This is a genomic window from Caballeronia sp. M1242, assembly GCF_017220215.1.
In the GTDB taxonomy this organism is placed as follows: Bacteria; Pseudomonadota; Gammaproteobacteria; order Burkholderiales; family Burkholderiaceae; genus Caballeronia.
The window spans coordinates 1,316,534-1,340,625 of sequence record NZ_CP071129.1 but is presented as its reverse complement, the minus strand read 5'-3'; the positions used below and the strand labels follow the sequence as shown (position 1 = coordinate 1,340,625).

Below are 24,092 nucleotides of genomic sequence, written 5' to 3'. Positions count from 1 at the left end.
AGCGGCTATAGCGCGATGTCGCTCAGCTCGACCATCATCACTTCGCCCTTCTCCTGCGATCGTCCCGCGAAGTCCACGCCCGTCTGATTCATCAGCTTCCTGATTTCTTCCGGCACGCGCTCGCTGGCACGCGCGGCGGCAATCGGCCGGTCCAGGTTCGATAGAAACTGGCGCACGCTCGACGGCGGCAAGTACACGAACACGTTGAGCGGATACGACGCTTTCGCGTCCGCGCGGCGCGCCGCCGTGATATGCAGCCCGGGCGTCGGCGAGACGCTCATCTGACGCGGGCATACGCGGAAATCGAAGCCGAGGCCCGTTGCCACGCTCCTCACGATAAGCGGCAGGCACTTGTCGCCGAATTGTTTGGTTTCCGTTTTGCTGAGCGGCATGGCGGCTGTCTCCGTTGGTCTCGCGCGTGTGCGTGTTTCACGCAGTGTTGCGCGGGCCCTTCGGCGCGTCGGTGGGTCGGCGCACACGCCCAGGCAGCGCGGCGCGGGCGGCTGCGAATGCCGCGCCGGGATAAAATGAGCGCCCGCCTCGCTCGACGCGCGGCGCAAGCGCGAGCACAGAACAACCTATCGCCTTCCCCACCACAAGCTCCCCGTCCGTGAATTTCGACGACTATTGCCAGCAAAAGGCCGCTCCCGAAGGCTCAGGCACGTACTACGCGCTGCGCCGGGCCCCGGCCGCGCGTCAGCCGCTTCTCACCGCCCTCTATGCGCTCTATCGCGAACTGGAGGAAACGGTGAAGGAGACGAGCGATCCGACCATCGGCCGCACCAAGCATGTGTGGTGGCAGAGCGAACTCGAGCGGCTCTATCTCGGCGAGCCGACGCATCCGGTCACCAAGGCGCTGCAGGCTCACGCAAACGGAAGCGGCGTGCTCGACGAAGAAGGCCGCGCGTCGCTGTCGATGCTCGTCGACGGTTTCTCGATGGACCTCGACCAGGCGCGCTATCTGGACTGGCCGGGCCTCAGACGCTATCTGGACCAGACGGGCGGCGCGTTCGCGACCGCCGTCGCGCGTGCAACCTCGCGTCCGAGCGCGCGTGGCGACGTGTCGTCGTGGGCCGCGCCGCTCGGCTCGGCGCTGCTGCTCGCCGAACGCGTGCAGGAAATCGGCGACGATGCGCGCAACGGCCGCGTCTACGTGCCGATCGATGAATTGCAGCGTTTCAATGTCACGGCGGCGGACATCATCAACCGCAAGTACAGCGACGCGTTCACCGAACTCATGCGTTTTCAGACAGAGCGCGCGCGCCGCTCGCTCGACGAGGCGCTTGCCGCCATTCCGCCCGCTGAACGGGCCTCGCAGCGCATGTTGCGGGCGCAGGCGGCGTTGTCGCTGGCCCGCTTAGATGAAATCGAGCGCGAAGGCTTCAAGGTGTTGCACCAGCGCATTACGCTCACGCCGATCCGCAAGCTGTGGATCACTTGGCGCACGCGCTAAGCGCTAGGCTCATGAGTGCGTGATCGGCAACGGGGCGAACGGCCGCACGGGGAACCGATGCGGACACAGGGGGGGCCGGATCTAACGCGCGGATAGTTGGCAGCGGTGGGAACTGCCGCTCAAAAAGTCGCGCACGCGGTAAGCGCGATGCATGTGCACGTGATCGGTAGCGGCACGAACGGCCGCACGAGAACAGCGGCGCACGTGGTGAGCATGCATCTAACGCGCGGATTGTCGGTAGCGACGCGAACGACCGGCCAAAAGACTGGCGCACGCGCTGAGCGAGAACCTCACGCGCGCCTGGGCAGCAGCTCGGCGAATGTCCGGCCAGCAACCCTTACGCACGCGGTCAACATGGAACCGCGCGGATGCCGAGCTGCGGCGCACACGACCTCCGAAAGGCCTGGCGCACGCGGTAAGCGCGATGCTCATGCGTGTGATCGGCAGCGCGGCGAACGGCCGCCTGCCAAACGTGACGTACGCGGTGAGCTTGGATCTAACACGCGGATAATCGGCAGCGGCGCGAACAGCCGCTCAAAGAACTAGCGCACGGGCTAAGCCCGAACCTCACGCGCGCATGACCGGTAGCGGCGCGAACGGCCGCCCGAGCACATCCGCGGCGTTCGCGTTCCAACATGCATCGAGCGCCGTGGCGCACAGCCGCCTGAAGTCGACGGCGGCCGTCAACCCGCCTTCCGCATCCAGGGCGTCGAGTCTCGGCGCTTCGCCGAAAAGACCGCCGCGCACGGCGCCACCCAGCACGAACTGCGGCGCGGCCGCGCCATGATCGGTGCCGCGCGTCTCGTTCTCGCGCGCCGATCTTCCGAACTCCGAACGAGTCATCACGAGCGTGCCGCGCCAGTCGCCTGTCGCGAGCAACGCGGCCCGCAGCGAAGCGATGCCGTCCGCGAACTGCGCGAGCAGCGCCGCATGTCGCGCGGCCTGATGCTGGTGCGTGTCGAAGCCATCGAGCGTGAGTCGAATCAGCGTGACGCCGCTCTGCGCGCGATTCGCCGCGATGACGCGCGCAGCCGCCTCGCAGGATGCGGTGAACGATCGCGTATCGAACGGCGCGCTTGCCGGATGAACCATCGCGGTGTGCGGCGCCTGCACGCGCGCGAGCCACGCATCGCGGCGATATTCGTCCGCCTCGGATGCCGTGTGCGAGATCTGCTGCGCGCGATAGTGCGAGCGGTTCGGCCGCGCATACCCGACGCCCTGCACGATGGCGCATTCGCCGGCATTCCACGCGGGCATCAGAGCACGCAGCGACGGATGCAGACCGGTGCGCTCGTCGATGCGCAACGCGTGATCCCGCGAAATGGCGAGCGTCGGCCGCAGCGCGTAGTAGCGCGGATCGGCAATGGGAATGACCGTGTTGAGTCCGTCGTTGCCGCCGTTGAAGTCGACGAGAACGAGCGCCCTCGTCATCGGGCGACGCCCTTCGGATGCGCGGCAGAGCGCGACCGGTTGTACTGCGACGACGCTTGCGATCGACAGGAACTCACGTCTGTTCATCGCGTTCGTCCCTGTGTGAATCAGCGTTTGTAGAGGTCCCGCACGGCCTCTTCGATGTGCTGACGCAAGAGGCGTCGCTCGTCGGCCGTCATGACGGTGTGGCGCGGCGGGCGCGCGGGCGGTGTGTCTTCGACTTGCTGCACGGGTTGCAGCGCGGCGGGCTTGCTGTCGCGCTCGCGCTTGTTCGAGCCTCGGCCCGTGCGATCCTGCGCGCGGATCATCCGGCCGTCGTAGCGACCGGCGGGCATGTGGACGGAGCGGTCGAACTCGTTGGATGGTGCAGACAAGGACGGGAACGCAGGGAGTCGGGAAGATTGCGCATAGGCATGCTGTGCGCTCAGTACAGCGTACAGCGCACTAGCCACTAACGTCTTTCTGAGAATGCGCTCGGTGCGCACAGGTCCGCGCCGCCGCGCTCCCTTCATGTTGTTCCCTTCGTTGCTCGACAACCGGACAGCCTCATTCTTTTCATGCGTCTCACGCGGCCTGGTCGCGCCGCTTGGGGCCGCTGGTCTAATGGAGTATCTACCGAATGGCGGGCTTAGGTAAAGCAGTGTACGCAGAGAAGTCAGGGGCCGTGCCACAGGCCCCGTAAATTTTGTAACTAACTGTTACACTCGCTTTTGTTACAAACTCGGCGCTTGAACAAACGCGCTAAGATGCCGCCATGGAAACCAAAAATCCTTCGAAAATTCTGGTAGTCGATGACGATCCGCGCCTGCGCGATCTGCTTCGGCGTTATCTCGGCGAGCAGGGCTTCAACGTGTATGTGGCGGAAAACGCCCCGTCGATGAATAAGCTTTGGGTGCGCGAGCGTTTCGACCTGCTCGTGCTGGACCTCATGCTGCCCGGCGAAGACGGCCTTTCCATCTGCCGCCGTCTGCGCGGCAGCAACGACCGCACGCCCATCATCATGCTGACGGCGAAGGGCGAAGACGTGGACCGCATCGTCGGTCTGGAAATGGGCGCGGACGACTATCTGCCGAAGCCTTTCAATCCGCGTGAACTCGTCGCGCGCATTCATGCGGTGCTGCGACGCCAGACGCCGTCGGAGTTGCCCGGCGCGCCGTCCGAGACCACGGAAGTGTTCGAGTTCGGCGAATTCGCGCTGAATCTCGCCACGCGCACGCTGACCAAGAATGGCCAGGAGATTCCGCTGACCACCGGCGAATTCTCGGTGCTCAAGGTGTTCGCGCGTCATCCGCGCCAGCCGCTGTCGCGCGAAAAGCTGATGGAACTCGCGCGCGGCCGTGAATACGAAGTGTTCGATCGCAGCCTCGACGTGCAGATTTCCCGTCTGCGCAAGCTGATCGAGCCGGATCCGAGCAGCCCGCGCTTCATTCAGACGGTGTGGGGCCTCGGCTACGTCTTCATTCCCGACGGCGCAGCCTAAAGCGCGTCGCGCCGCCTAGTCCCACGCACTTCAAGCGAGTCCGATACGCTTTATCCCCTTCACCGAGCGGAACCCGATAGACCCATGCGCATCGACAGGCGGCTTCTGGCGCTTGCGTTCGGCGGCCTGTTCTGGCGAACTTTCGCGCTGATCGCGCTGCTCATCGCGGTTAGCCTCACCGCCTGGTTTCAGAGCTTTCGCGTGATCGAACGCGAGCCGCGCGCGCAGCGCGTGGCGCTTCAGCTCGTCGCCGTCGTGAAGCTCACGCGCACCGCCCTTCTCTATTCCGATCCCGATCTGCGCCGCGCGCTGCTTCAGGATCTGGAAAGCAACGAAGGCGTGCGCGTATATCCGCGCGAGACCACGGACAAATACAAGCTCCAGCCGGACGAATCGCTCAACCGGCTGATCGAGCGCGACGTGCGCGGGCGGCTCGGCAACGACACGATCATCGCGCAGTCGGTCAACGACATTCCGGGCGTGTGGATCAGCTTCAAGATCGACGACGACGACTACTGGGTCGCGCTCGACCGCGATCAGCTCGACACTGTCACGGGCCTGCAATGGGCCGGCTGGGGCGTGTTCGCGCTCGCGCTGTCGCTTTTCGGCGCGGCATTCATCACGAGTCTCGTGAACCGGCCGTTCGCGCGGCTCGCGCTCGCGGCGCGCAAGGTCGGTTCCGGACAGTCGCCTGAGCCGTTGCCGGAACGCGGCATGGGCGTCGCGGCCGAAACCAACCGCAGCTTCAACCAGATGGTGCAGGACCTCGAACAGCTCGAAGCGGACCGCGCGCTGATGCTCGCCGGCATCTCGCACGACCTGCGCACGCCGCTCGCGCGCCTGCGGCTCGAAACGGAAATGAGTCCGTCGGACGAAGCGACCAAGCTCGCGATGATCGACGACATCGAGCAGATGGACATGATCATCGGGCGCTTCCTGGACTACGCGCGGCCGATGCAGCGCATGCCCGAAGCCGTCGATCTCTCGATGATCGCGAGTGAACTCGCGGCGCGCTTTCAGGCGGACGAAGGCGTCGTAATGCGCACGGACCTCGCGCCGGGCGCGGTCATCGAGGGCGATCCGACAGATGCAAGGCGCGTCGTCGGCAATCTGCTCGAAAACGCGCGTAAGTATGGCCGCAGCGAACGCGACGATATCGCGCGCATCACGCTGCAAACGCGCGTGGCGCACGGGCGCGTCGAGCTGTCCGTGATGGACGAAGGTCTCGGCATCCCCGACGATCAGGTGGCGCTCATCACGCGGCCGTTCTATCGCGTCGATGCGGCGCGCACGCAGGCGAACGGCACGGGTCTCGGCATGGCGATCGTGCAGCGGCTCGTCACGCGCCAGCGCGGCGCGCTCAGGCTGCGCAATCGCACGCCGCTGCCGGGCTTCGAAGTGACCATCGACTTCCCGCAGATGAAGGGCGCGCGCTTCGACGGCCCGCGCGACTAGCCCGCGTATTTACCTGCGCGTTCAACCCGCGACTCGCTGGCACGTTCGAAAAAAGCTATCCGCGTCATTGGGCAAACCTTTTGAAGCGGTTCTGCCGTGGGGTTATGATGATCCGTTACGACGCGCGGCATTCATGGCAACTGTCATGCACGCGTTACCGCTTTCCGGTAGTTTGGCTTGAGTTGTCCTTTCAACGAACACAGGAGCGTTGCATGAAGACCGTTGGCGATAAAGTCGAAGCATTCACCGTCACCGCTGCAAAACCCGGCTTCAACAACCACGAGGAAAACGGCCAGTCCGCTTTCGAGGAAATCACCGAGCAATCGTTTCCGGGCAAGTGGAAGATCATCTACTTCTATCCGAAGGACTTCACGTTCGTGTGCCCGACCGAAATCGTCGAGTTTGGCAAGCTCGCGAAGGACTTCGAAGACCGCGACGCCGTGCTGATGGGCGGCAGCGTCGACAACGAATTCGTGAAGCTCGCATGGCGCCGCGAGCATAAGGACCTGAACAAGCTGAACCACTATTCGTTCGGCGACGTGAAGGGCGAACTCATCGACCAGCTCGGCGTGCGCGACAAGGAAGCGGGCGTCGCGTTGCGCGCCACGTTCATCGTCGATCCGGACAACGTCATTCAGCACGTGTCGGTCAATAACCTGAACGTGGGCCGCAATCCGGAAGAAGTGCTACGCATTCTGGACGGCCTGCAAACCGACGAGCTGTGCCCGTGCAACCGCGCGGTCGGCGGCGCGACGCTCTAAAGCGAAGGCACACGAGCGCATGCGTGAGCCCGCCTTCTTTCGAGTGCAAGCTCGGGAGCCGGCGGGCTTTTTTAACGCCATCGAATAGGAGAAATCAATGGAATTCCTGTCGTCGATCAAGGAGCTGGTCCCCGATTACGCGAAAGACATTCGCCTGAACGTCGACGGCACGATCGCCCGTTCGTCGCTCGAAGGCAATGACGCGGTGGGCGTCGCGCTCGCTGCGGCTTACGCGGCCAAGGCGACGAAGCTCGTGTCGATCATTCGCAATGCCGGCGTGCTCTCGCCCGAAGAGACGAACGCGGCGCTCACGGCGGCGGCGCTGATGGGCATGAACAACGTCTGGTATCCGTATCTTGAGATGGCCGACAACGCCGACCTGAAGACGCAGCCCGCCGGGCTACGCATGAACGCGTACGCGTCGCACGGCGGCGTGGACAAGCGGCGCTTCGAGATGTACGCGCTTGCGGCGTCGATCATCGGTAAGTGCCATTTCTGCGTGAAATCGCACTACGAGAATCTCGTGACCGAGGGCATGTCGACGACGCAACTGCGCGATGTCGGCCGCATCGCCGCGGTGATCGGCGCGGTGGCGCTCGCGATTGAAGCCGAAGGGAAGTAACGCGCCCCTCGACGCAGGCAGACGCCACGTCGTTCGCGCGTGGCGTCGCTCGCTCAATGATCGATCGACGTGCGCCGCAACAGCACGGCCGCCTGCGCCTCGATGCCTTCCTTGCGGCCGAGATAGCCGAGCTTCTCGTTGGTCTTCGCCTTGACGTTGACGCGATCGACCGGTAGATCGAGGTCGGCGGCGATGTTCTCGCGCATCGCTTCGATATGCGGACTCAGCTTCGGCGCCTGCGCGATCACGGTGCTGTCGACATTCGCAATCGCGAAGCCCGCTTCCGACACGCGCTTGGCCGCCTCGCGCAGCAGCACGCGGCTGTTCGCGCCGGCGAACTCGGTGGCCGTATCCGGAAAATGCCGGCCGATGTCGCCGAGCGCCGCCGCGCCAAACAACGCGTCGGTGATCGCGTGCAGCAACACGTCGGCATCCGAATGGCCGAGCAGGCCGCGTTCGTACGGAATCGTCACGCCGCCGATGATGAGCTCGCGCCCTTCGACGAGCTGATGCACGTCGTACCCCTGTCCGATTCTGAAATCCATCGATGCCACCTAGCAGTAGAGAGTGAGCGGTCCGTCAGGCGCGCGCCGAGAGGATCGCGCTGGCGAGACCGAAGTCTTCCGGATAAGTCACCTTGAAGTTGCGCAGGCTGCCCTGCACAAGCTTCGGCGAGTGGCCGAGCCATTCGATGGCGCTGGCTTCGTCCGTGAGGTCGTGGCCGTCATGGCGCGCACGGTCGATCGCTTCGCGCAACATGCCGAGCCGGAACATCTGCGGCGTCTGCGCCTGCCACAAGCCGTCGCGCGATTCTGTCCGCGCGATGCGCGCGCCGCCCGCCGGCGCATCGGGCATGGTCGGTGCGACGCGCTTTAGCGTATCCGCGACCGGCAGCGCGAGAATGCCGCCGACGGGATCGTCGCGCACTTCGGTGACGAGCTTGCGAATCAGCTCGGGCGTGATGCCGGGGCGCGCGGCGTCGTGCACGAGCACCCAGTCGTCGTCGCGCGCGCCGAATTCCGCCAGCGCGACGAGGCCGTTATAAACGGACGCCTGCCGCGACGCCCCGCCCCGGCGCTGCACCACGAAGCGCAGGCCGGCGAAGCGGCGCGCGTCGAAGTGATGATCGTCCGGTGCGAGCACGACGAGTGTCTGCGAGAATTCGGGGCACGCGTCGAATGCGGCGAGCGTGTAGCCGAGCATCGGCCGTCCCGCGACCGTCTGGTATTGCTTGGGCATCGGCGCGCCGGAGCGGCTGCCGGTTCCGGCGCAGGGAATGAGCGCGAAAAGACGCGCAGTGGTAGACGGGGCGGCGGGCGAAGTCACGAGAAAATCATGTGGCCAAGTCAAAGTGAAGCCCGGATTTTATAATAGGTCCTCCGCGACCACGTCCGGCGCGCGCCTTTTCAGTGGCAGCGCGCGGGCGGTTCAATGCACACCTTATGTCTTCGAAAGCCGTCAACGCGCAGTCCACTTCCCCCATCGCGCTCGTCAAGGCAGGTCAGCGTTTCGTCTTCGACGGCGCTTCCGGCTCCGCCGATGCACTCGCCATCGCGCGATACCTCGCGGCGCATCGCGAGGCGGTGCCGCTTCTGACGGTGGTTTGCGCGAGCGCCGTCGACGCGCAGCGCCTCGCGGCCGAGTTGCCCTACTTCGCGCCGGACGCCCGCGTGCGTCTCTTGCCCGACTGGGAAACGCTGCCCTACGATACGTTCTCGCCGCACCAGGATCTCGTCTCCGAGCGGCTTGCGACGCTGCACGACCTCGGCGAAGGCCGCTGCGACATTCTCATCGTGCCGGCGACCACCGCGCTGTATCGCATGCCGCCCGCGTCCTTTCTCGCGGCGTACACGTTCTCTTTCACGCAAGGCGAGCGTCTCGACGAAGCCAAGCTCAAGGCGCAATTGACGCTCGCGGGCTACGAGCACGTGAGCCAGGTCGTGCGGCCGGGCGAATACTGCGTGCGCGGCTCGCTGATCGACCTGTATCCGATGGGCTCGCCGCTGCCGTATCGCATCGACCTGTTCGACGATCAAGTGGACTCGATTCGCGCGTTCGATCCCGACACGCAGCGCAGTCTCTATCCGGTGCGCGACGTGCGCCTCTTGCCGGGCCGCGAGTTTCCGTTCGACGAAGCGGCACGCACCGCGTTTCGCAGCCGCTGGCGTGAAGTTTTCGAGGGCGATCCGAGCCGCTCGCAGATCTACAAGGACATCGGCAACGGCGTGCCGTCGGCGGGCATCGAATACTATCTGCCGCTCTTCTTCGATGACACCGCGACGCTCTTTCACTACTTGCCGCAAGGCTCGCAACTCGCGTTCATCGGCGATCTCGACGCCGCGATCAAGCGCTTCACGCACGACACGAAGCAGCGCTACGAATTCCTCTCGCACGACCGCGAGCGTCCGCTCTTGGAGCCGCGCCGACTCTTTCTCACGGACGATGACTTCTTCACGTTCGCCAAACCGTTCGCGCAACTGAAGTTTCCGCCGACGCCCGAAGGCGGCTGGGCCGTGCCGCTGCCGGGCCTTGCCATCGACCGTCACGCGGACGAGCCGCTGCTCGCGCTGCGTCACTATCTGGAGCAGACACCGAACCGCGTGATGCTCGTCGCGGAATCGGCGGGCCGGCGCGAGACCATTCAGCAATTGCTCGCGGACAACGGCTTGCGCGGCGAGTTGCAGGACACGTTCCAGGAATGGCTCACGAGCGACGCGAAGTTCACGCTCGGCATCGCGCCGCTCGCGAACGGCTTCGCGCTGCCCGCCGAAGAGCTTTCGATCATCACGGAGACCGAACTGTACGGGCCGCTTGCGCGCCGCGCCGGGCGGCGGCGTCAGGAACAGGCGAGCAATGTCGATTCGATGGTGCGCGACCTCGCCGAATTGAAGGTGGGCGATCCGGTCGTGCATGCGCAGCATGGCATCGGCCGATACATGGGCCTCGTGTCGATGGACCTCGGCGAAGGCGAGACCGAGTTTCTGCACCTCGAATACCAGAACGAATCGAAGTTGTACGTGCCGGTCGCGCAGTTGCATGTGATCTCGCGCTATAGCGGCGCGGACCCGGAAAGCGCGCCGCTTCACACGCTCGGCTCCGGCCAGTGGGAGAAGGCCAAGCGCAAAGCCGCGCAGCAGATTCGCGATACCGCCGCCGAGTTGCTGAACCTGTACGCCCGCCGCGCCGCGCGCGAAGGCTTCGCTTTCAAGCTCGATCCGCGCGACTACACGAAGTTCGCGGAGAGCTTCGGCTTCGAGGAAACGCCGGATCAGGCGGCGGCGATCGCATCGGTCATTGCGGACATGACGAGCGGCAAGCCGATGGACCGCCTCGTGTGCGGCGATGTCGGCTTCGGCAAGACGGAAGTCGCGCTGCGCGCCGCGTTCATCGCGGTGATGGCGGGCAAGCAGGTGGCGATTCTTTCGCCGACGACGCTGCTCGCCGAACAGCACACGCAGACCTTCACGGACCGCTTCGCGGACTGGCCGGTGCGTATCGCGGAGTTGTCGCGCTTCAAGAGCACGAAGGAAGTGTCGCAGTCGGTGCAGCAGATCAACGAAGGCTCGGTCGATATCGTGATCGGCACGCACAAGCTCCTGTCGAGCGATGTGAAGTTCAAGCGGCTCGGGCTGGTCATCATTGACGAGGAACACCGCTTTGGCGTGCGGCAGAAAGAGGCGCTTAAAGCGCTGCGCGCCGAGGTCGACGTTCTCACGCTGACCGCGACGCCTATTCCGCGAACGCTCGGCATGGCGCTCGAAGGTCTGCGCGATTTCTCGGTGATCGCGACCGCGCCGCAAAAGCGTCTCGCGATCAAGACCTTCGTGCGCCGCGAGGAAGACGGCGTGATCCGCGAGGCGATGTTGCGCGAACTCAAGCGCGGCGGCCAGGTGTACTTCCTGCACAACGAAGTGGAGACGATCGACAACCGCCGCGCGATGCTGGAGGCGCTCGTGCCGGAAGCGCGCATCGCGGTCGCGCACGGGCAGATGCACGAGCGCGAGCTCGAACGCGTGATGCGCGATTTCGTCGGCCAGCGCGCGAACGTGCTGCTGTGCACGACGATCATCGAGACGGGCATCGACGTGCCGAGCGCGAACACGATCATCATGCATCGCGCGGACAAGTTCGGGCTCGCGCAATTGCATCAGCTGCGCGGGCGCGTCGGGCGCTCGCATCATCAGGCGTATGCGTATTTGCTCGTGCATGATCCGCAGTCGCTGACGAAGCAGGCGCAGCGCCGGCTCGAAGCCATTCAGCAGATGGAGGAACTCGGCTCCGGCTTCTATCTCGCGATGCACGACCTCGAGATTCGCGGTACCGGCGAAGTGCTCGGCGACAAGCAATCGGGCGAAATTCACGAGATCGGCTTCCAGCTTTACACCGACATGCTGAACGACGCGGTGCGCGCGCTGAAGGACGGTCGCGAGCCGGACTTGAACGCGCCGCTCGCCGCGACGACGGAGATCAATCTGCACGCGCCGGCCATTCTGCCCGCCGAATATTGCGGCGATGTGCAGGAGCGTCTGTCGCTGTACAAGCGGCTTGCGAACTGCGAATCGAGCGATGCGATCGACGGCATCCTCGAAGAACTCGTCGACCGATTCGGCAAGCTGCCGCCGCAGGCGCATGCGCTTGTGGAGACGCATCGGCTGCGTTTGGCCGCGAAGCCGCTCGGCATATCCAAGATCGACGCGGCCGAGCTTTCCATCGCGTTGCAGTTCGTGCCGAATCCGCCCGTCGATGCGATGAAGATCATCGAGATGGTGCAGAAGAACAAGCACATCAAGCTCGCGGGGCAGGACAAGCTGCGTATCGAGACGCGTAGTCCGGATCTGGCGGTGCGGATTGCTACGGTGAAGGAGACGTTGCGGGCGTTGGGGGGGCCGGTGAGGAAGCCTGTTGCGGCGGTGCGGTAAAGGCTTCGCGGGTTTTTGAACGCCTGCGGGAAGGCGGCTATCCGAGGTATGATCGAAGCCTACCCGCCGCATCCCAACTGCATGCGATCAGAGCAAAGACGCTCTGCGTCCGCACACTGGTCGACAGGAGTCAAAAAATGTCATACGTCGCTGATCCGGCGCATTCCGAAGCTTCTTCACCGTCCAGCAAGGGGCAAGCGTCGTCGCCCCAATCCCTGCCGTGGATCGAACGGCTCATTTCCTTCGACACGGTAAGCCGCAACCCAAATCTCGGCCTGATCGAAACCGTCCGCGACGACTTACGCAAATCGGGCATCGAAGCCGTCATCACGACCGACCCGCGCGGCCAGTGGGCGAATCTCTTCGCGACCGTGCCCGCGCACGACGGCGAGACCAACGGCGGCATCGTGCTGTCGGGTCATACCGATGTCGTACCGGTCGACGGCCAGGACTGGACAAGCGATCCGTTCAAGCCAGAAGTCCGCGACGGCCTGCTCTACGGCCGCGGCGCGTGCGACATGAAAGGCTTCATCGGCGCGGCCCTCGCGATGCTTCCCGTCATGCAGTCGACCAAGCTCGCCAAGCCCATCCACTTCGCGCTTTCCTACGACGAAGAAATCGGCTGCGCAGGCGCGCCGCTGATGATCGAAGACCTCAAGAAGCGCGGCGTGCGTCCGGACGGCTGCATCGTCGGCGAACCGACGTCCATGCGCCCGATCATCGCGCACAAGGGCATCAACGCGTTCCGCTGCTGCGTGCGCGGCGCGGCGGCGCATTCGTCGCTGACGCCGAAGGGACTGAACGCCATCGAATATGCGGCGCGCCTCATCTGCTTCATCCGCGATGTCGCCGACGAGTTTCGCGCGAAAGGCCCGTTCGACGAACTGTACGACGTGCCCTTCACCACCGCGCAGACGAGCACCATCAAGGGCGGCAACGCGCTCAACACCGTGCCCGCCGAATGCAGCTTCGACTTCGAATTCCGCAATCTCCCGACGATGGACCCGGAAGCCATCTTCGCGCGCATCGAGTCGTACACGCGCGAGACGCTCGTGCCGAAGATGCAGAAGGAGCACGCGAACGGAGCGATCGAGTTCTCAAAGATCGCGTCGGCGCCGGGGCTCGATGCCACCGAACAGGCCGCCATCACGCAACTCGTGCGCGCGCTCACCGGCAACCAGGAAAAGCGCAAGGTCGCGTACGGCACCGAGGCGGGTCTCTTCGCGCTCGCGGGCGTGCCGAGCATCGTGTGCGGGCCCGGCAACATCGAGCAGGCGCACAAGGCGAACGAGTACGTGTCGCTCGAACAACTGGCCGCCTGCGAAGCGTTCCTCGGCAAGTTCATTCACAGCATGTCGGTCGACGCGCAGGCGCGCTGACCCGCTTTCATCGGAAAACGCATTGCACGCCATGTCCAGCGCGATACAGCCTACCGACAACACGATCGACGGCACGCCGATCCCGACGCTCGACGAGATCGCCGAACAGCATATGGCGCTCGCGCCTTGGGTCGCGCGCACGCCGGTTTTCGAGCGGCACGACTTTCCGAAGCTGGAAGGCACGCCCGTCACGTTCAAGTTCGAGCTGTTGCAGGCAAGCGGCACATTTAAGGCGCGCGGCGCGTTCTCGAACATCCTCGCGCTGACCGAGAGCGAGCGTGCCGCGGGCGTCACCTGCGTGTCGGCGGGCAATCACGCGGTCGCGGTCGCGTACGCGGCGCAGCGCATGGGCGTCGGCGCAAAGGTCGTCATCATCAAGACGGCGAACCCGGCGCGCGTCGAGTTGTGCCGGCGCTTCGGCGCGGACATCGTGTTCGCGGAAAACGTCGCTGAAGCATTCGAAGTCGTGCGGCGCGTCGAAGCGGAAGAAGGACGCGTGTTCATCCATCCGTTTAACGGCTACCGCACGGTGCTCGGCACCGCGACGCTCGGCTATGAGTGGACGTCGCAGGCGCCCGATCTGGATGCGGTCATCGTGCCGATCGGCGGCGGCGGGCTCGCGGCGGGCGTCTCGACCGCGATGCGCCTCGCGAATCCCGCGCTGCACGTGTACGGCGTGGAGCCGGAAGGATCGGATGCGATGAGCCGCAGCTTCGCGGCCAACCATACGGTGAAGATGGGCGCGATGCACAGCATCGCCGATTCGCTGATGGCCCCGCATACCGAGCAGTACAGCTACGAGCTGTGCCGCCGTCATATCGACGCCGTCGTGACCGTGTCGGACAGCGAGTTGCGCAACGGCATGCGCCAGTTGTTCAGCGAACTCAAGCTGGCGGTCGAGCCGGCGTGCGCGGCGTCCACCGCCGCCCTGCTCGGCCCGTTGCGCGAGACGCTGCAAGGCAAGCGCGTCGGCCTGCTGCTCTGCGGGACCAACACCGACGCCGACACGTTCGCGAAGCATATCGCCACGCCCTGATGTGCAAACGGCCCCTTTCGGGGCCGTTTTTACGCTCGCACGCGTGAACGCATCAACTCACCGCCGCGAGCCGCCGCCGCTCGCTGCGCTGCATAAAGACATTCGCCGCGATCACCCCCACCGTCACCAGCGCGATAAAGAGCGTCGCCAACGCATTCATCTCCGGATTCAGGCCGAGACGCACGCGCGAAAACACGACGAGCGGCAGTGTCGTCGATCCCGGTCCGGACAGGAACGCCGACAGCACGAGGTCGTCGATGGACAGCGTGAACGACAGCAGCCAGCCCGCGACGAGCGCCTGCGAGATGAGCGGCAGCGTGATGGAGAAGAACACGCGCAGCGGCGTCGCGCCGAGATCAAGCGCGGCTTCCTCGAGCGACGGATTCAGTTCCCGCACACGCGATTCCACGATAATCGCGACATACGAGATGCACAGCATCACATGCCCGATCCAGATGGTGAAGATCCCGCGCCCCGCCGGCCAGCCGATCAGCTTCGCCATTTCGACGAAAAGCAGCAGCAGCGAGATGCCCTGAATGACTTCGGGAATCACGAGCGGCGCGTTGATCATGCCGGTGTACAGCGTGAAGCCGCGAAAGCGCCCCATGCGCGCGAGCACGAAGCCCGCCCATGTGCCGATGACGACCGACGCGCACGCCGTCAGAAACGCGATGCGCAGCGACAGCCACGCGGCGTTGATCAGTTCGTCGTCGGACCATAGCGCGCGGTACCACTTCAGCGAGAACTCGGTCCACACGGTGACGAGCGGCGAGTCGTTGAACGAGTACACGACGAGGCTGATGATCGGGATATACAGAAACGCGAACCCGATTCCCAACGCCGTGATTTGCAGCGAACGGCTCGGCTTGATCATCGGTTTTCCTCCAGTTGCTTCGCCTGGAAGTGCTGGAAAAGCGCCATCGGCACGAGCAGCAGCAGGACCATCGCGCAGGTGACGGCCGAAGCCATCGGCCAGTCGGCGTTATCGAAGAACTCGTTCCACATGACGCGGCCGATCATCAGCGTATCCGCGCCGCCGAGCAGTTCCGGAATCACGTACTCGCCCACCGCCGGAATGAACACGAGCAGGCATCCCGCGATGATGCCGTTCTTCGACAGCGGCAGCGTGATCTGCACGAATGCCTTCCACGGCTTTGCGCCGAGATCGTAGGCGGCTTCGAGCAAGGTCAGGTCCATTTTCACGAGATGCGCGTAGAGCGGCATGACGAGAAACGGCAGATACGAATACACCATGCCGATATAGACCGCGATATTCGTGTGGTATAGCTCGATCGGCGTATGAATCAGGCCGATCGACATCAGGAAGTTATTCAGGAGTCCGTTGTTCTTCAGGATGCCGATCCACGCGTACACGCGAATCAGGAACGACGTCCAGAACGGCAGCATCACGGCCATCATCAGCACGTTGCGCGTGGCCGGATTCGAACGCGCGATGTAATACGCCATCGGATAGCCGATCAGGAGACACAGCACCGTCGACACAGCCGCGACCAGCAGCGAATTCATGTAGGTCGCGAAGTACAGGCTGTCCGTCAACAGGAACGCGTAGTGCGAGAAATCCAGCGCGATGTTCATCACGCCGTCTTTCATCGCGACGAGTTGCGTGTACGGCGGAATGCCGAGTTCGCTGTCCGCGAAGCTGATCTTCACGACCAGCAGGAACGGCACGAAGAACAGCAGCAACAGCCACAGATACGGTCCGGCGATAACCGCGGTGCGCCCGCTCACGCCGATGCGCTTGAGCACGTTCATCATCATGACGTCAGCACCACGCCCGCCGACGCGCTCCAGCGCACGTAGACTTCGTCGTCGAAAGTCGGCGATTCGATTTCGCCGATCGCGAGGCTGGACAGATTCGCGACCACGGTTTTGCCGCTTTCCAACGTCACGTGATAGAGCGTGTAGCCGCCCATGTACGCGATGTTGCTGATCTTGCCGCGGCCCCAGTTGAATGTGCCTTCGGGCGGCTTGCGCGTGAGCGCGATGCGCTCGGGGCGCACGGAAATGGTCACCGGCATGCCGAGCGGCCCGGTGATGCCGTGGCTCACGTACAGGCGCACCGGCAGTTCCGCCGATTCGACGAAAATGTGGTCCGGCTCGTCTTCGACCACGGTGCCGTCGAAGAGATTCGTCGAGCCGATGAACTGCGCCGAGAAACGCGTGTTCGGATACTCGTAGACATCGTGCGGCGTGCCGAGCTGCACGATGCGGCCTTCGCTCATCACGGCGAGGCGGTTCGCCATGGTCATCGCTTCTTCCTGATCGTGCGTGACCATGATGCAGGTGACGCCGACCTTGTCGAGAATGTTCACGAGCTCCATCTGCGTGCGCTGGCGAATCTGCTTGTCGAGCGCGGACATCGGCTCGTCGAGCAGCAGCAGCTTCGGACGCTTGACGAGACTGCGCGCGAGCGCCACGCGCTGCTGCTGGCCGCCGGAAAGCTGATGCGGCTTGCGCTTTGCGAACTGCGCCATCTGCACGAGTTGCAGCGCGTTCTCCACGCGGTCTTTCAGCTCGCCGCCCTTCACGCCTTCCTGCTTCAGCCCGAACGCGACGTTCGACTCCACGCTCATGTGCGGAAAGAGCGCGTACGACTGGAACATCATGTTGACCGGCCGGCGATACGGCGGCATCTTCGCGAGGTCCTCGCCGTCGATCAGGATCTGCCCTTCCGTCACGGATTCGAGGCCCGCCAGCATGCGCAGCAGCGTCGACTTTCCGCATCCGGAACTGCCGAGCAGCGCGAAAAGCTCGCCCTTCTTCACCGACAGATCGACGCCCCGAACGGCCACCGTCTCGCCGAATTTCTTGACGACGTTCACGACCTGCACGAAGTTGTCGTCCGTGCCCGGACCGGACGCCGCACTGCCCGGCTGCGGCCGGCCCGATTGTGGCGCTGCCTTCAACGCGCTCGACTGCTCACTCATGATTGCCTGTTCGACTCCTGCGTCTGTGGTTCGCCGCTTTCACTTTCGCCGACGAATCACGAACAAAGCCCCCGGAGGTCCGAGGGCTTCGTCATTTCAATGAATAACCGGTTCTCTCGACTTAGCGGCCGGACTTGAATTCCGTCCAGAGCCGCGTCTGCAGACGCTGGATCTCGGGCGGCAGCGGCTTCAGCAGGAACAGGGTCTTGATGACGTCCTGCGGCGGATACACCGCCGGGTCGTTCGCCACGTCCTTGTCCACGTATTTGCGCGCTTCCAGATTCGCGCTCGGGTAGTACACAGCGTTCGTAATCGCGGCATGGACCTGCGGCGTCTCGATGTAGTTGATCCACTCGTGCGCGGCTTCCTTGTTCTTCGCGTCCTTCGGAATCGCCATCACGTCGAACCAGATCGGCGCGCCGCCCTTCGGGATGTAGTAATCGATCTTGAACGGCTTCTTCGCCTCGATGGCGCGGTGCTTCGCGATCACCACGTCGCCGGACCAGCCGTACGTGAAGCAGATGTCGCCGCCGACCATGTCGTTGATATAGCCCGACGAATTGAACTGCGTGATGTAGGGGCGAATCTTCTTCAGCATCGCGAGTGCTTCGCGATAGTCGGCGGGATTCGTGCTCATCGGATCCTTGCCGATGTAGTGCAGCGCGGCCGCGAACATCTGGTCCGGCGCGTCGAGCACGGACACGCCGCAGGCCTTCAGCTTCGAGATGTTCTCCGGCTTGAAGAGGATGTCCCAGTTGTTCAGTTCAGCGTTCGGGCCGAGGATCTGCTTCGCCTTGTCGACGTTATAGCCGAGGCCGGTCGTGCCGTACGCCCAAGGCACCGCGAATTTGTTGCCGGGGTCCGCGCCCGCGACGAGTTGCATCAACGTGGGGTCGAGATACTTCAGGTTCGGCAGCTTCGACTTGTCGAGCGGCGAGAAGATGTTCGCGGCAATCTGCTTGCCGGCGTAATTGCTCGTCGGCACGACGATGTCGTAGCCCGAGTTGCCCGTGAGCAGCTTGGCCTGCAGGGTGTCGTCGCTGTCGTAGTTGTCGTACTTCACCTTGATGCCCGTCTGCTTGGTGAAGTTCGGGATCGTGTCCTTGGCGATGTAGTCGGACCAGTTGTACACGTTGAGTTGCGTGTCTTTCGCCGATGCCCCGAGCGGAAGCAGCATCGCCGCGCACCCGAGCGCGCCCGCGAGCTTCGCCAGTTTGTTGTTCATCTCGATTCTCCCTTGTTCCGACTTCTCGATGGCATCGCGCACGCGGTACGCCTCTTCTGGTCGAGCGGCCCGCGACAGCCTGTAAAACCCCGAAAACTACCACTAAACCGAAGTGCGACAAAAAATAATGCGCCGCTTGTCGCGCAAAGCACACGGGCGATGGCGCCAACACCCTTCGCCCGCAAAAGTGGGCGCATTTTAGCCCCTAATCGCCCCGCGCGACACCGGATAAAACCAAGCGCTTCGGCTCGGCCGCGCCGAAAGGCCGCAGTAATGTCATCACATGTGACGTTCGCCCGTCCGCCGGTCGCGTGCCCTTCTCAATCCGCCGCGAAAAGGGGTGCGCGGCGCTTTCGGACGCGAATAACGATCAGCGGAACAGTCGTTGCTTAATCAACCAGCGTGCGTCGCGGGAAAGCGTCGCCGTCGTGGCATCCGTCACGCTTATCCGTCACGCACGCTGCTGCGGCGGCCTCGGGAACCGCCCGAGCGCGCCGTCGCACCGCACCTCGAGGCCACCGTCTGCATGAACACCAACCCGTCCGCGCTTGCTCAACTCTCCGCCTCGAAGTCCGGCGCACCGTCCCGCCCCGGCACGCGCGATCTCCCGCCCCGGCGGCCGCGCGGCCGCTGGTATTCGTTCGCCGGAGCCGGCGCGCTCGTCGCCGTCGGCTACATGGACCCCGGCAACTGGGCGACGGCGCTTTCCAGCGGCGCGCGTTACGGCTATCAGCTGCTCTTCGTCGTGCTGCTCGCGAGCCTGATGGGCATGCTGCTCCAGTGGGTCGCCTCGCGCGTCGGCGTCGTGACCGGGCGCGATCTCGCGCAGCTTTGCCGCGAACGCTACAGCCGCCGCACCACCATCGTGCTGTGGCTCGCGTGCGAAGTCGCGATCATCGCGTGCGACGTCGCCGAAGTAGTCGGCAGCGCCGTCGCCTTGCAGATGCTGCTCGGCGTCTCGCTCACGGTGGGCGTGCTGATGTCGGCGGTCGGCACGTTTGCGATGCTCGCGCTGCAAAGCCGCGGCAAGCGGCCGTTGCAGCGCGCCGTGACCGCGCTGATCTTGTTCGTGAGCTTCTGCTTCGTAATCCAGCTCGCGCTCGCGCATCCGGCGTGGCATGAGGCGCTGGCGGGCTTCGCGCCGCCGCGCGCCCTGATTCGCGACGCCGGCATGCTCTGGCTCGCGGCCGGCGTGCTCGGCGCCACCGTGATGCCGCACAACCTCTATCTGCATTCGTCGCTCGTTCGGGACCATGCGGCGGACCGCGACGACGAAGCTATCGGCGACGCGCTCAAGGGCGTGAACATCGACACGTTCGCGTCGCTTGGCATTGCGTTCGTCGTCAACGCGTCGCTGCTGATCGTGGCCGCCGCCGTCTTCCACGCGGGCGGCCACGCCGAAGTCGACGATCTGGCGGACGCGCATCGGCTGATCGCGCCGCTCGTCGGCAGTCACTGGGCGGGCATTGCGTTCGCGTCGGCGCTGCTCGCGTGCGGACTCAACGCGACGGTGACCGGCACGCTCGCCGGCCAGGCCGTGATGGAAGGCTTCCTGAACCTGAAAGTGGCGCGGTGGGCGCGGGCGCTGCTCACGCGCGGCCTCGCGATCGGCCCGGCGCTCGCGGCGGTCGCAAGCTTCGGCCAACACGGCTCGAACTCGCTGCTCGTCGCCACGCAGGTCGTGTTGAGCGTGCAATTGCCGCTCGCGGTAATCCCGCTCGTGCGCTTCGCTTCGGATGCCGGGCTCATGGGCCGCTGGCGCGTCGCGCGCGTGCCGCTCGTGCTGTCGTGGGGCTGCGCGGGCGTGATCGTCGCGCTCAATGCCGCGATGCTCTGGCAAGCGGCGACGGGCCACTGAACGTTCCCTGTCGCGGGACAGCGAGCGCCGGCGTCTGGGCAAGGTCGGCGTGATCCGGTTAGGATCGAAAGTTCGTGCTCTTCGTCGGACTCAATGAGACCGCAGTGACACCGCAGTCCGACGATCTCCCCTTTGCCAACAGGATGCCGACTACATGGCCTCAGGCCCCCGTTTGCTTGCGATTCCGTCCCTCAACCTCCGAACCCGCCGCGCGCTGCGGTGCATGTGCCTTGCGTCGGGTCTTTCCATCGGCACCGCCGCGCACGCGACCGTCGCCGTGCTGCAACCGGCGCGCGAAGCGGCGGCCACGCAGCCGCTCGAACTGACGCTGCTCTACACCGACGACGACGCGAAGCCGCTCACCGTGGACGTGCCGAAGCAGCTCACCGTGCGCCTGACCAACGGCGATCTGCCGCCCGCGCCGCTCCTCCTCGCGCGCGATCCGAAGACGCCCGATCGACTGCGGCTCGTGCCGGGACAGTATCGGCGCGTGCGGTATTCCGCGCCGTGGCCGGACTCGGCGCGCGGCACCATCAAGATCGATCCGGTGGGCTTCGATGCCTCGCCGATGCTCGTCACGCTGAATCGGGGCGAGGATCAGACGCAGGTGGTCGCCGCGGAGAAGCGCGAGACGCAAGCGGCGACGCCGACGCAACTCGCCAGCGCGGCCGCCGTTGCGAACACGTCGGACGTGCCGACCACGACGACCGACACCATGCTCTCCGGCCGCTTCTCGACCTTCGAGCCGATCTACTTCGCCGACGGCCGCAACGGCGACAATCTCGCCAAGTTCCAGTTCAGCTTCAAATACCGGCTGCATCTGCCGGACGACCCGCGCTCGCGCGGCTTTCTGGACAACTTGTATTTCGCGTACACGCAGACGTCGATCTGGAATCTGTCGGCGCCGTCCGCGCCCTTCCGCGACACGAGCTATCAGCCGCAGCTGTTCTACTACGTGCAGGACACCGGCTGGAAGAGCCCGCTTTTTACGCGCATGGGCGTGGCGGCGGGTATCGGACATGAGTCGAACGGGCGAAGCGGCCCCGAGTCGCGCGCGATTAACATCGCGTTCGTGCGACCGACCTGGGACTTCGGCGACCTCAACAGCAATCACCTGACGCTGTCGCCGAAGTTCTATTACTACCTGTCGAAGAGCGGCAACGAAGATATCGCGGATTATCGCGGCTACGTGGATCTCCTCGTGAAATACGGCAGCCCGGATAGCTGGCAACTCGCGACCACGCTGCGCAAGGGCACGAAGCACTGGTACGGCAGCGTCGATTCGCAACTGACCTATCCGCTTGCGAAGCTGATCGGCAGCGCGTGGGGCGGCTATGTCTTCGTGAGCTATTTCAACGGCTACGGCGAGGACATTCTGGACTACAACCAGCGGCATCACTGGATCGCGCGGATAGGCTACAGTATTGCCCGCTGATTCTTTTCCGACGATCCCGCTCATGTCCTCGATTCTCCACGACCTACCCGACAGCCCTTGCATCGGCGTGTGCTCCACGCTTTTCGACGAAGTCTGCAAAGGCTGCGGCCGCACGGCGGGCGAAGTCTCGAACTGGGTGTTTCTGAGCGACGAGGAAAAGCGCGCGATCTGGGAGCGGATCACGCGCGAGGGAACGGCCATGCGGTTTCGCAACGACAAGCTGTGAGCGTTGGGCGGTCGCCCGACACAACAAAACCGGCGTCTGCAAACGAAAAAAGCCGCGAACGCGGCTTTTTTCTCTTCTGCGGCCGAACTTGCCGGCTTACTGAATCCCCTGGCTCGCCAGAAAATCCTCGTAATTGCCGCCGAAGTCGCGCAGCGTGCCGTCCGTCTTCACCTCGATGATCCGGTTCGCAAGCCCGCTCACGAATTCGCGGTCGTGCGACACGAAAATGAGCGTGCCTTCGTACTTGTCCAGCGCGATCTGCAGCGACTCGATCGACTCCATGTCCATGTGGTTGGTCGGCTCGTCCATCAGGAGCACGTTGTGGCGGCCGAGCATCAGCTTGCCCCAGATCATGCGGCCCTTCTCGCCGCCCGACAGCACTTTCACGTTCTTCTTGATGTCGTCCGCGTTGAAGAGCAGCCGGCCGAGCGTGCCGCGCACCATCTGGTCGTCGTCGCCTTCTTGACGGTATTGGTCGACCCATTCGGTCAGCGTCTCGTCCTTCGGAAACTCTTCGTACGTGTCCTGCGGCATGTAGCCGACGTTCGCGTTTTCCGCCCACTTGACCGTGCCGCCGTCCAGTTCCAGCGCGCCCTTCAGCGCCTTGAGCAGCGTGGTCTTGCCCGCGCCGTTCTCGCCGATGATCGCGATGCGTTCGCCCGGCTGCACGCTCAAGTTGAAGTTCTGGAAGATCGTGCGGTCGTACTTCTTCGTGATGCTGTCGGCCACCACCGCGATGTTATGCAGCTTCTTCTCGAAGTCGAAGCGAATGAACGGGTTCTGCCGCGACGACGGCTTGAATTCCTCGATCTTGATCTTGTCGATCATCTTCAGGCGGCTGGTGGCCTGGCGCGCCTTCGACTTGTTGGCCGAGAAGCGGCGCACGAAGTCTTGGAGATCGGCCACGCGTTCCTTCGCCTTGGCGTTCGCGGCCTGCTGGCGCTCGCGGGCTTGCGTGCTCGCGAGCATGTAGTCGTCGTAGTTGCCCGGCCAGATCTTCAGCGTGCCGTAGTCCATGTCCGCCATGTGCGTGCAGACCTGGTTCAGGAAGTGTCGATCGTGCGAGATGATGATCATCGTCGAGTTGTACTGGTTGAGCACGTCTTCGAGCCAACGGATCGAGTTGATGTCGAGGTTGTTGGTCGGCTCGTCGAGCAGCAGCACGTCCGGCTTCGAGAACAGCGCCTGCGCGAGCAGCACGCGCAGCTTCCAGCCCGGCGCGATGTTGCTCATCGGGCCGTTGTGATCGGCAATGTTGATGCCGATGCCGAGCAGCAGTTCGCCCGCGCGCGCTTCCGCCGTGTAGCCGTCGTATTCCGCGAACTTCGCTTCGAGTTCGGCGGCGCGCATGTAGTCGTCGTCGGTGGCGTCCGGGTTTGCGTAGATCGCGTCGCGCTCGGTCATCGCGGCCCACATTTCGGTGTGGCCCATCATGACGACGTCGAGCACGCGCATGTCTTCGTACGCGAACTGATCCTGACGCAGTTTGCCGAGACGCACGTTCGGCTCCAGCATGACGTTGCCGGAAGTAGGTTCCAGATCGCCGCCCAGAATCTTCATGAACGTCGACTTGCCGCAGCCGTTCGCCCCGATCAGGCCATAGCGATTGCCTTCGCCGAACTTGACCGAGATGTTCTCGAAGAGGGGCTTGGGCCCGAATTGCATGGTGATATTGGCGGTAGACAGCACGGCGCGTCCTTTCGAATGGAGTACGGCGAAAAACCTGAGATTTTAGCAGCTTTTGACGGCTTTTTCGCCGTCTGCGGCGGTTCTGCGAGCGGTTGTCCGGCGCGACGTCCGGCAAAAATGCCCGCGATGATGCGTCGCTGAAAGCACTGCGGGGGCGCGGCCCTCGCTCGGACCG

The 24,092-nt window shown here is 64.3% G+C and carries 21 protein-coding genes; 11 read left to right on the top strand and 10 right to left on the bottom strand.

Translation table 11 applies throughout. From position 1 onward, the window contains the following. Positions 1–5: 5 nt before the first annotated feature. Positions 6–392, bottom strand: coding sequence for a hypothetical protein (locus JYK05_RS06220; protein ID WP_175940273.1), 387 nt, complete (start codon positions 390–392; stop codon positions 6–8). A gap of 218 nt (positions 393–610) precedes the next feature. Here JYK05_RS06220 and JYK05_RS06215 point away from each other — a divergent pair, with 218 nt between their 5' ends. After that, positions 611–1,453 carry a squalene/phytoene synthase family protein gene (locus tag JYK05_RS06215; protein WP_206468105.1) on the top strand — a complete coding sequence of 281 codons (843 nt, stop codon included), beginning with the start codon at positions 611–613 and terminating at the stop codon, positions 1,451–1,453. Positions 1,454–2,020: 567 nt separating this feature from the next. Here the strand turns inward: JYK05_RS06215 and JYK05_RS06210 are convergent. Continuing rightward, a complete protein-coding gene (locus JYK05_RS06210; protein ID WP_206468104.1) occupies positions 2,021–2,971 on the bottom strand; it encodes a DUF1501 domain-containing protein in 951 nt (316 codons plus the stop codon). 20 nt (positions 2,972–2,991) lie between these two features. Next, entirely contained in the window at positions 2,992–3,420 is a 429-nt protein-coding gene (locus tag JYK05_RS06205) for a hypothetical protein (RefSeq protein ID WP_241269858.1), read from the bottom strand. 218 nt (positions 3,421–3,638) lie between these two features. On the opposite strand from JYK05_RS06205, the gene ompR reads away from it, so the two are divergent. From ompR to JYK05_RS06185, 4 genes are all read left to right on the top strand, one after another. Then, entirely contained in the window at positions 3,639–4,364 is a 726-nt protein-coding gene (gene ompR / locus JYK05_RS06200) for a two-component system response regulator OmpR (RefSeq protein ID WP_008349770.1), read from the top strand. A gap of 84 nt (positions 4,365–4,448) precedes the next feature. Beyond that, positions 4,449–5,819 carry an ATP-binding protein gene (locus JYK05_RS06195; RefSeq protein ID WP_175940270.1) on the top strand — a complete coding sequence of 457 codons (1,371 nt, stop codon included), beginning with the start codon at positions 4,449–4,451 and terminating at the stop codon, positions 5,817–5,819. Between the two features lie 212 nt (positions 5,820–6,031). Continuing rightward, positions 6,032–6,580 (top strand): peroxiredoxin, encoded by a 549-nt coding sequence (locus JYK05_RS06190; RefSeq protein ID WP_175940269.1) that lies wholly within the window; start codon positions 6,032–6,034, stop codon positions 6,578–6,580. A gap of 97 nt (positions 6,581–6,677) precedes the next feature. Then, on the top strand, positions 6,678–7,202 hold the full coding sequence (locus JYK05_RS06185) for a carboxymuconolactone decarboxylase family protein (RefSeq protein WP_175940268.1): 525 nt from the start codon (positions 6,678–6,680) through the stop codon (positions 7,200–7,202). A 53-nt stretch (positions 7,203–7,255) separates the two neighbouring features. On the opposite strand, the gene ispF is transcribed toward JYK05_RS06185, so the two are convergent. Continuing rightward, a complete protein-coding gene (gene ispF, locus JYK05_RS06180; protein WP_206468103.1) occupies positions 7,256–7,747 on the bottom strand; it encodes a 2-C-methyl-D-erythritol 2,4-cyclodiphosphate synthase in 492 nt (163 codons plus the stop codon). A gap of 34 nt (positions 7,748–7,781) precedes the next feature. Continuing rightward, positions 7,782–8,441, bottom strand: a complete 660-nt coding sequence (gene ispD, locus JYK05_RS06175; RefSeq protein ID WP_241269857.1) for a 2-C-methyl-D-erythritol 4-phosphate cytidylyltransferase — start codon at positions 8,439–8,441, stop codon at positions 7,782–7,784. Positions 8,442–8,644: 203 nt separating this feature from the next. On the opposite strand from ispD, the gene mfd reads away from it, so the two are divergent. The 3 genes from mfd (at position 8,645) to JYK05_RS06160 (ending at position 14,536) form a co-directional block, all read left to right on the top strand. After that, positions 8,645–12,121 (top strand): transcription-repair coupling factor, encoded by a 3,477-nt coding sequence (mfd, locus tag JYK05_RS06170; RefSeq protein ID WP_206468101.1) that lies wholly within the window; start codon positions 8,645–8,647, stop codon positions 12,119–12,121. Positions 12,122–12,258: 137 nt separating this feature from the next. Beyond that, positions 12,259–13,500, top strand: coding sequence for an acetylornithine deacetylase (argE, locus tag JYK05_RS06165; RefSeq protein WP_175940264.1), 1,242 nt, complete (start codon positions 12,259–12,261; stop codon positions 13,498–13,500). 31 nt (positions 13,501–13,531) lie between these two features. Then, positions 13,532–14,536, top strand: a complete 1,005-nt coding sequence (locus tag JYK05_RS06160; protein ID WP_206468100.1) for a threonine/serine dehydratase — start codon at positions 13,532–13,534, stop codon at positions 14,534–14,536. A gap of 52 nt (positions 14,537–14,588) precedes the next feature. Here JYK05_RS06160 and JYK05_RS06155 read toward each other — a convergent pair whose 3' ends face one another. From JYK05_RS06155 to JYK05_RS06140, 4 genes are all read right to left on the bottom strand, one after another. Next, positions 14,589–15,407 carry an ABC transporter permease subunit gene (locus tag JYK05_RS06155; protein WP_175940647.1) on the bottom strand — a complete coding sequence of 273 codons (819 nt, stop codon included), beginning with the start codon at positions 15,405–15,407 and terminating at the stop codon, positions 14,589–14,591. Continuing rightward, the gene (locus tag JYK05_RS06150) at positions 15,407–16,315 is read right to left on the bottom strand and encodes an ABC transporter permease subunit (protein ID WP_175940262.1); all 909 of its coding nucleotides are present in this window, start codon (positions 16,313–16,315) and stop codon (positions 15,407–15,409) included. Before JYK05_RS06150 ends, JYK05_RS06155 begins: the two co-directional genes overlap by 1 nt. Beyond that, positions 16,312–17,484 (bottom strand): ABC transporter ATP-binding protein, encoded by a 1,173-nt coding sequence (locus JYK05_RS06145; RefSeq protein ID WP_175940261.1) that lies wholly within the window; start codon positions 17,482–17,484, stop codon positions 16,312–16,314. Before JYK05_RS06145 ends, JYK05_RS06150 begins: the two co-directional genes overlap by 4 nt. A gap of 121 nt (positions 17,485–17,605) precedes the next feature. After that, complete coding sequence (locus JYK05_RS06140) at positions 17,606–18,661, bottom strand: polyamine ABC transporter substrate-binding protein (protein WP_175940646.1); 1,056 nt, start codon at positions 18,659–18,661, stop codon at positions 17,606–17,608. A 574-nt stretch (positions 18,662–19,235) separates the two neighbouring features. Between JYK05_RS06140 and JYK05_RS06135 the strand changes: the two genes are divergently transcribed. From JYK05_RS06135 to JYK05_RS06125, 3 genes are all read left to right on the top strand, one after another. Next, positions 19,236–20,567, top strand: coding sequence for an Nramp family divalent metal transporter (locus tag JYK05_RS06135; RefSeq protein WP_175940260.1), 1,332 nt, complete (start codon positions 19,236–19,238; stop codon positions 20,565–20,567). Positions 20,568–20,790: 223 nt separating this feature from the next. Continuing rightward, positions 20,791–22,002, top strand: a complete 1,212-nt coding sequence (locus tag JYK05_RS06130) for a phospholipase A (RefSeq protein ID WP_241269888.1) — start codon at positions 20,791–20,793, stop codon at positions 22,000–22,002. Between the two features lie 22 nt (positions 22,003–22,024). Beyond that, positions 22,025–22,228, top strand: coding sequence for a DUF1289 domain-containing protein (locus JYK05_RS06125; RefSeq protein WP_159836099.1), 204 nt, complete (start codon positions 22,025–22,027; stop codon positions 22,226–22,228). A gap of 96 nt (positions 22,229–22,324) precedes the next feature. Here the strand turns inward: JYK05_RS06125 and JYK05_RS06120 are convergent, their stop codons facing one another. Further along, positions 22,325–23,917, bottom strand: coding sequence for an ABC-F family ATPase (locus JYK05_RS06120; RefSeq protein ID WP_206468099.1), 1,593 nt, complete (start codon positions 23,915–23,917; stop codon positions 22,325–22,327). Positions 23,918–24,092 lie beyond the last annotated feature (175 nt).

Excerpts from the sequence above, each read along its gene's own strand:
- JYK05_RS06220 (WP_175940273.1), bottom strand. The coding sequence starts at position 392 with ATGCCGCTCAGCAAAACGGAAACCAAACAATTCGGCGACAAGTGCCTG.
- JYK05_RS06210 (WP_206468104.1), bottom strand. The coding sequence starts at position 2,971 with ATGAACAGACGTGAGTTCCTGTCGATCGCAAGCGTCGTCGCAGTACAA.
- ompR (WP_008349770.1), top strand. The coding sequence starts at position 3,639 with ATGGAAACCAAAAATCCTTCGAAAATTCTGGTAGTCGATGACGATCCG.
- JYK05_RS06195 (WP_175940270.1), top strand. The coding sequence starts at position 4,449 with ATGCGCATCGACAGGCGGCTTCTGGCGCTTGCGTTCGGCGGCCTGTTC.
- JYK05_RS06190 (WP_175940269.1), top strand. The coding sequence starts at position 6,032 with ATGAAGACCGTTGGCGATAAAGTCGAAGCATTCACCGTCACCGCTGCA.
- JYK05_RS06185 (WP_175940268.1), top strand. The coding sequence starts at position 6,678 with ATGGAATTCCTGTCGTCGATCAAGGAGCTGGTCCCCGATTACGCGAAA.
- ispF (WP_206468103.1), bottom strand. The coding sequence starts at position 7,747 with ATGGATTTCAGAATCGGACAGGGGTACGACGTGCATCAGCTCGTCGAA.
- ispD (WP_241269857.1), bottom strand. The coding sequence starts at position 8,441 with ATGCCCAAGCAATACCAGACGGTCGCGGGACGGCCGATGCTCGGCTAC.
- mfd (WP_206468101.1), top strand. The coding sequence starts at position 8,645 with ATGTCTTCGAAAGCCGTCAACGCGCAGTCCACTTCCCCCATCGCGCTC.
- argE (WP_175940264.1), top strand. The coding sequence starts at position 12,259 with ATGTCATACGTCGCTGATCCGGCGCATTCCGAAGCTTCTTCACCGTCC.
- JYK05_RS06160 (WP_206468100.1), top strand. The coding sequence starts at position 13,532 with ATGTCCAGCGCGATACAGCCTACCGACAACACGATCGACGGCACGCCG.
- JYK05_RS06150 (WP_175940262.1), bottom strand. The coding sequence starts at position 16,315 with ATGATGATGAACGTGCTCAAGCGCATCGGCGTGAGCGGGCGCACCGCG.
- JYK05_RS06145 (WP_175940261.1), bottom strand. The coding sequence starts at position 17,484 with ATGAGTGAGCAGTCGAGCGCGTTGAAGGCAGCGCCACAATCGGGCCGG.
- JYK05_RS06140 (WP_175940646.1), bottom strand. The coding sequence starts at position 18,661 with ATGCTGCTTCCGCTCGGGGCATCGGCGAAAGACACGCAACTCAACGTG.
- JYK05_RS06135 (WP_175940260.1), top strand. The coding sequence starts at position 19,236 with ATGAACACCAACCCGTCCGCGCTTGCTCAACTCTCCGCCTCGAAGTCC.
- JYK05_RS06130 (WP_241269888.1), top strand. The coding sequence starts at position 20,791 with ATGTGCCTTGCGTCGGGTCTTTCCATCGGCACCGCCGCGCACGCGACC.
- JYK05_RS06125 (WP_159836099.1), top strand. The coding sequence starts at position 22,025 with ATGTCCTCGATTCTCCACGACCTACCCGACAGCCCTTGCATCGGCGTG.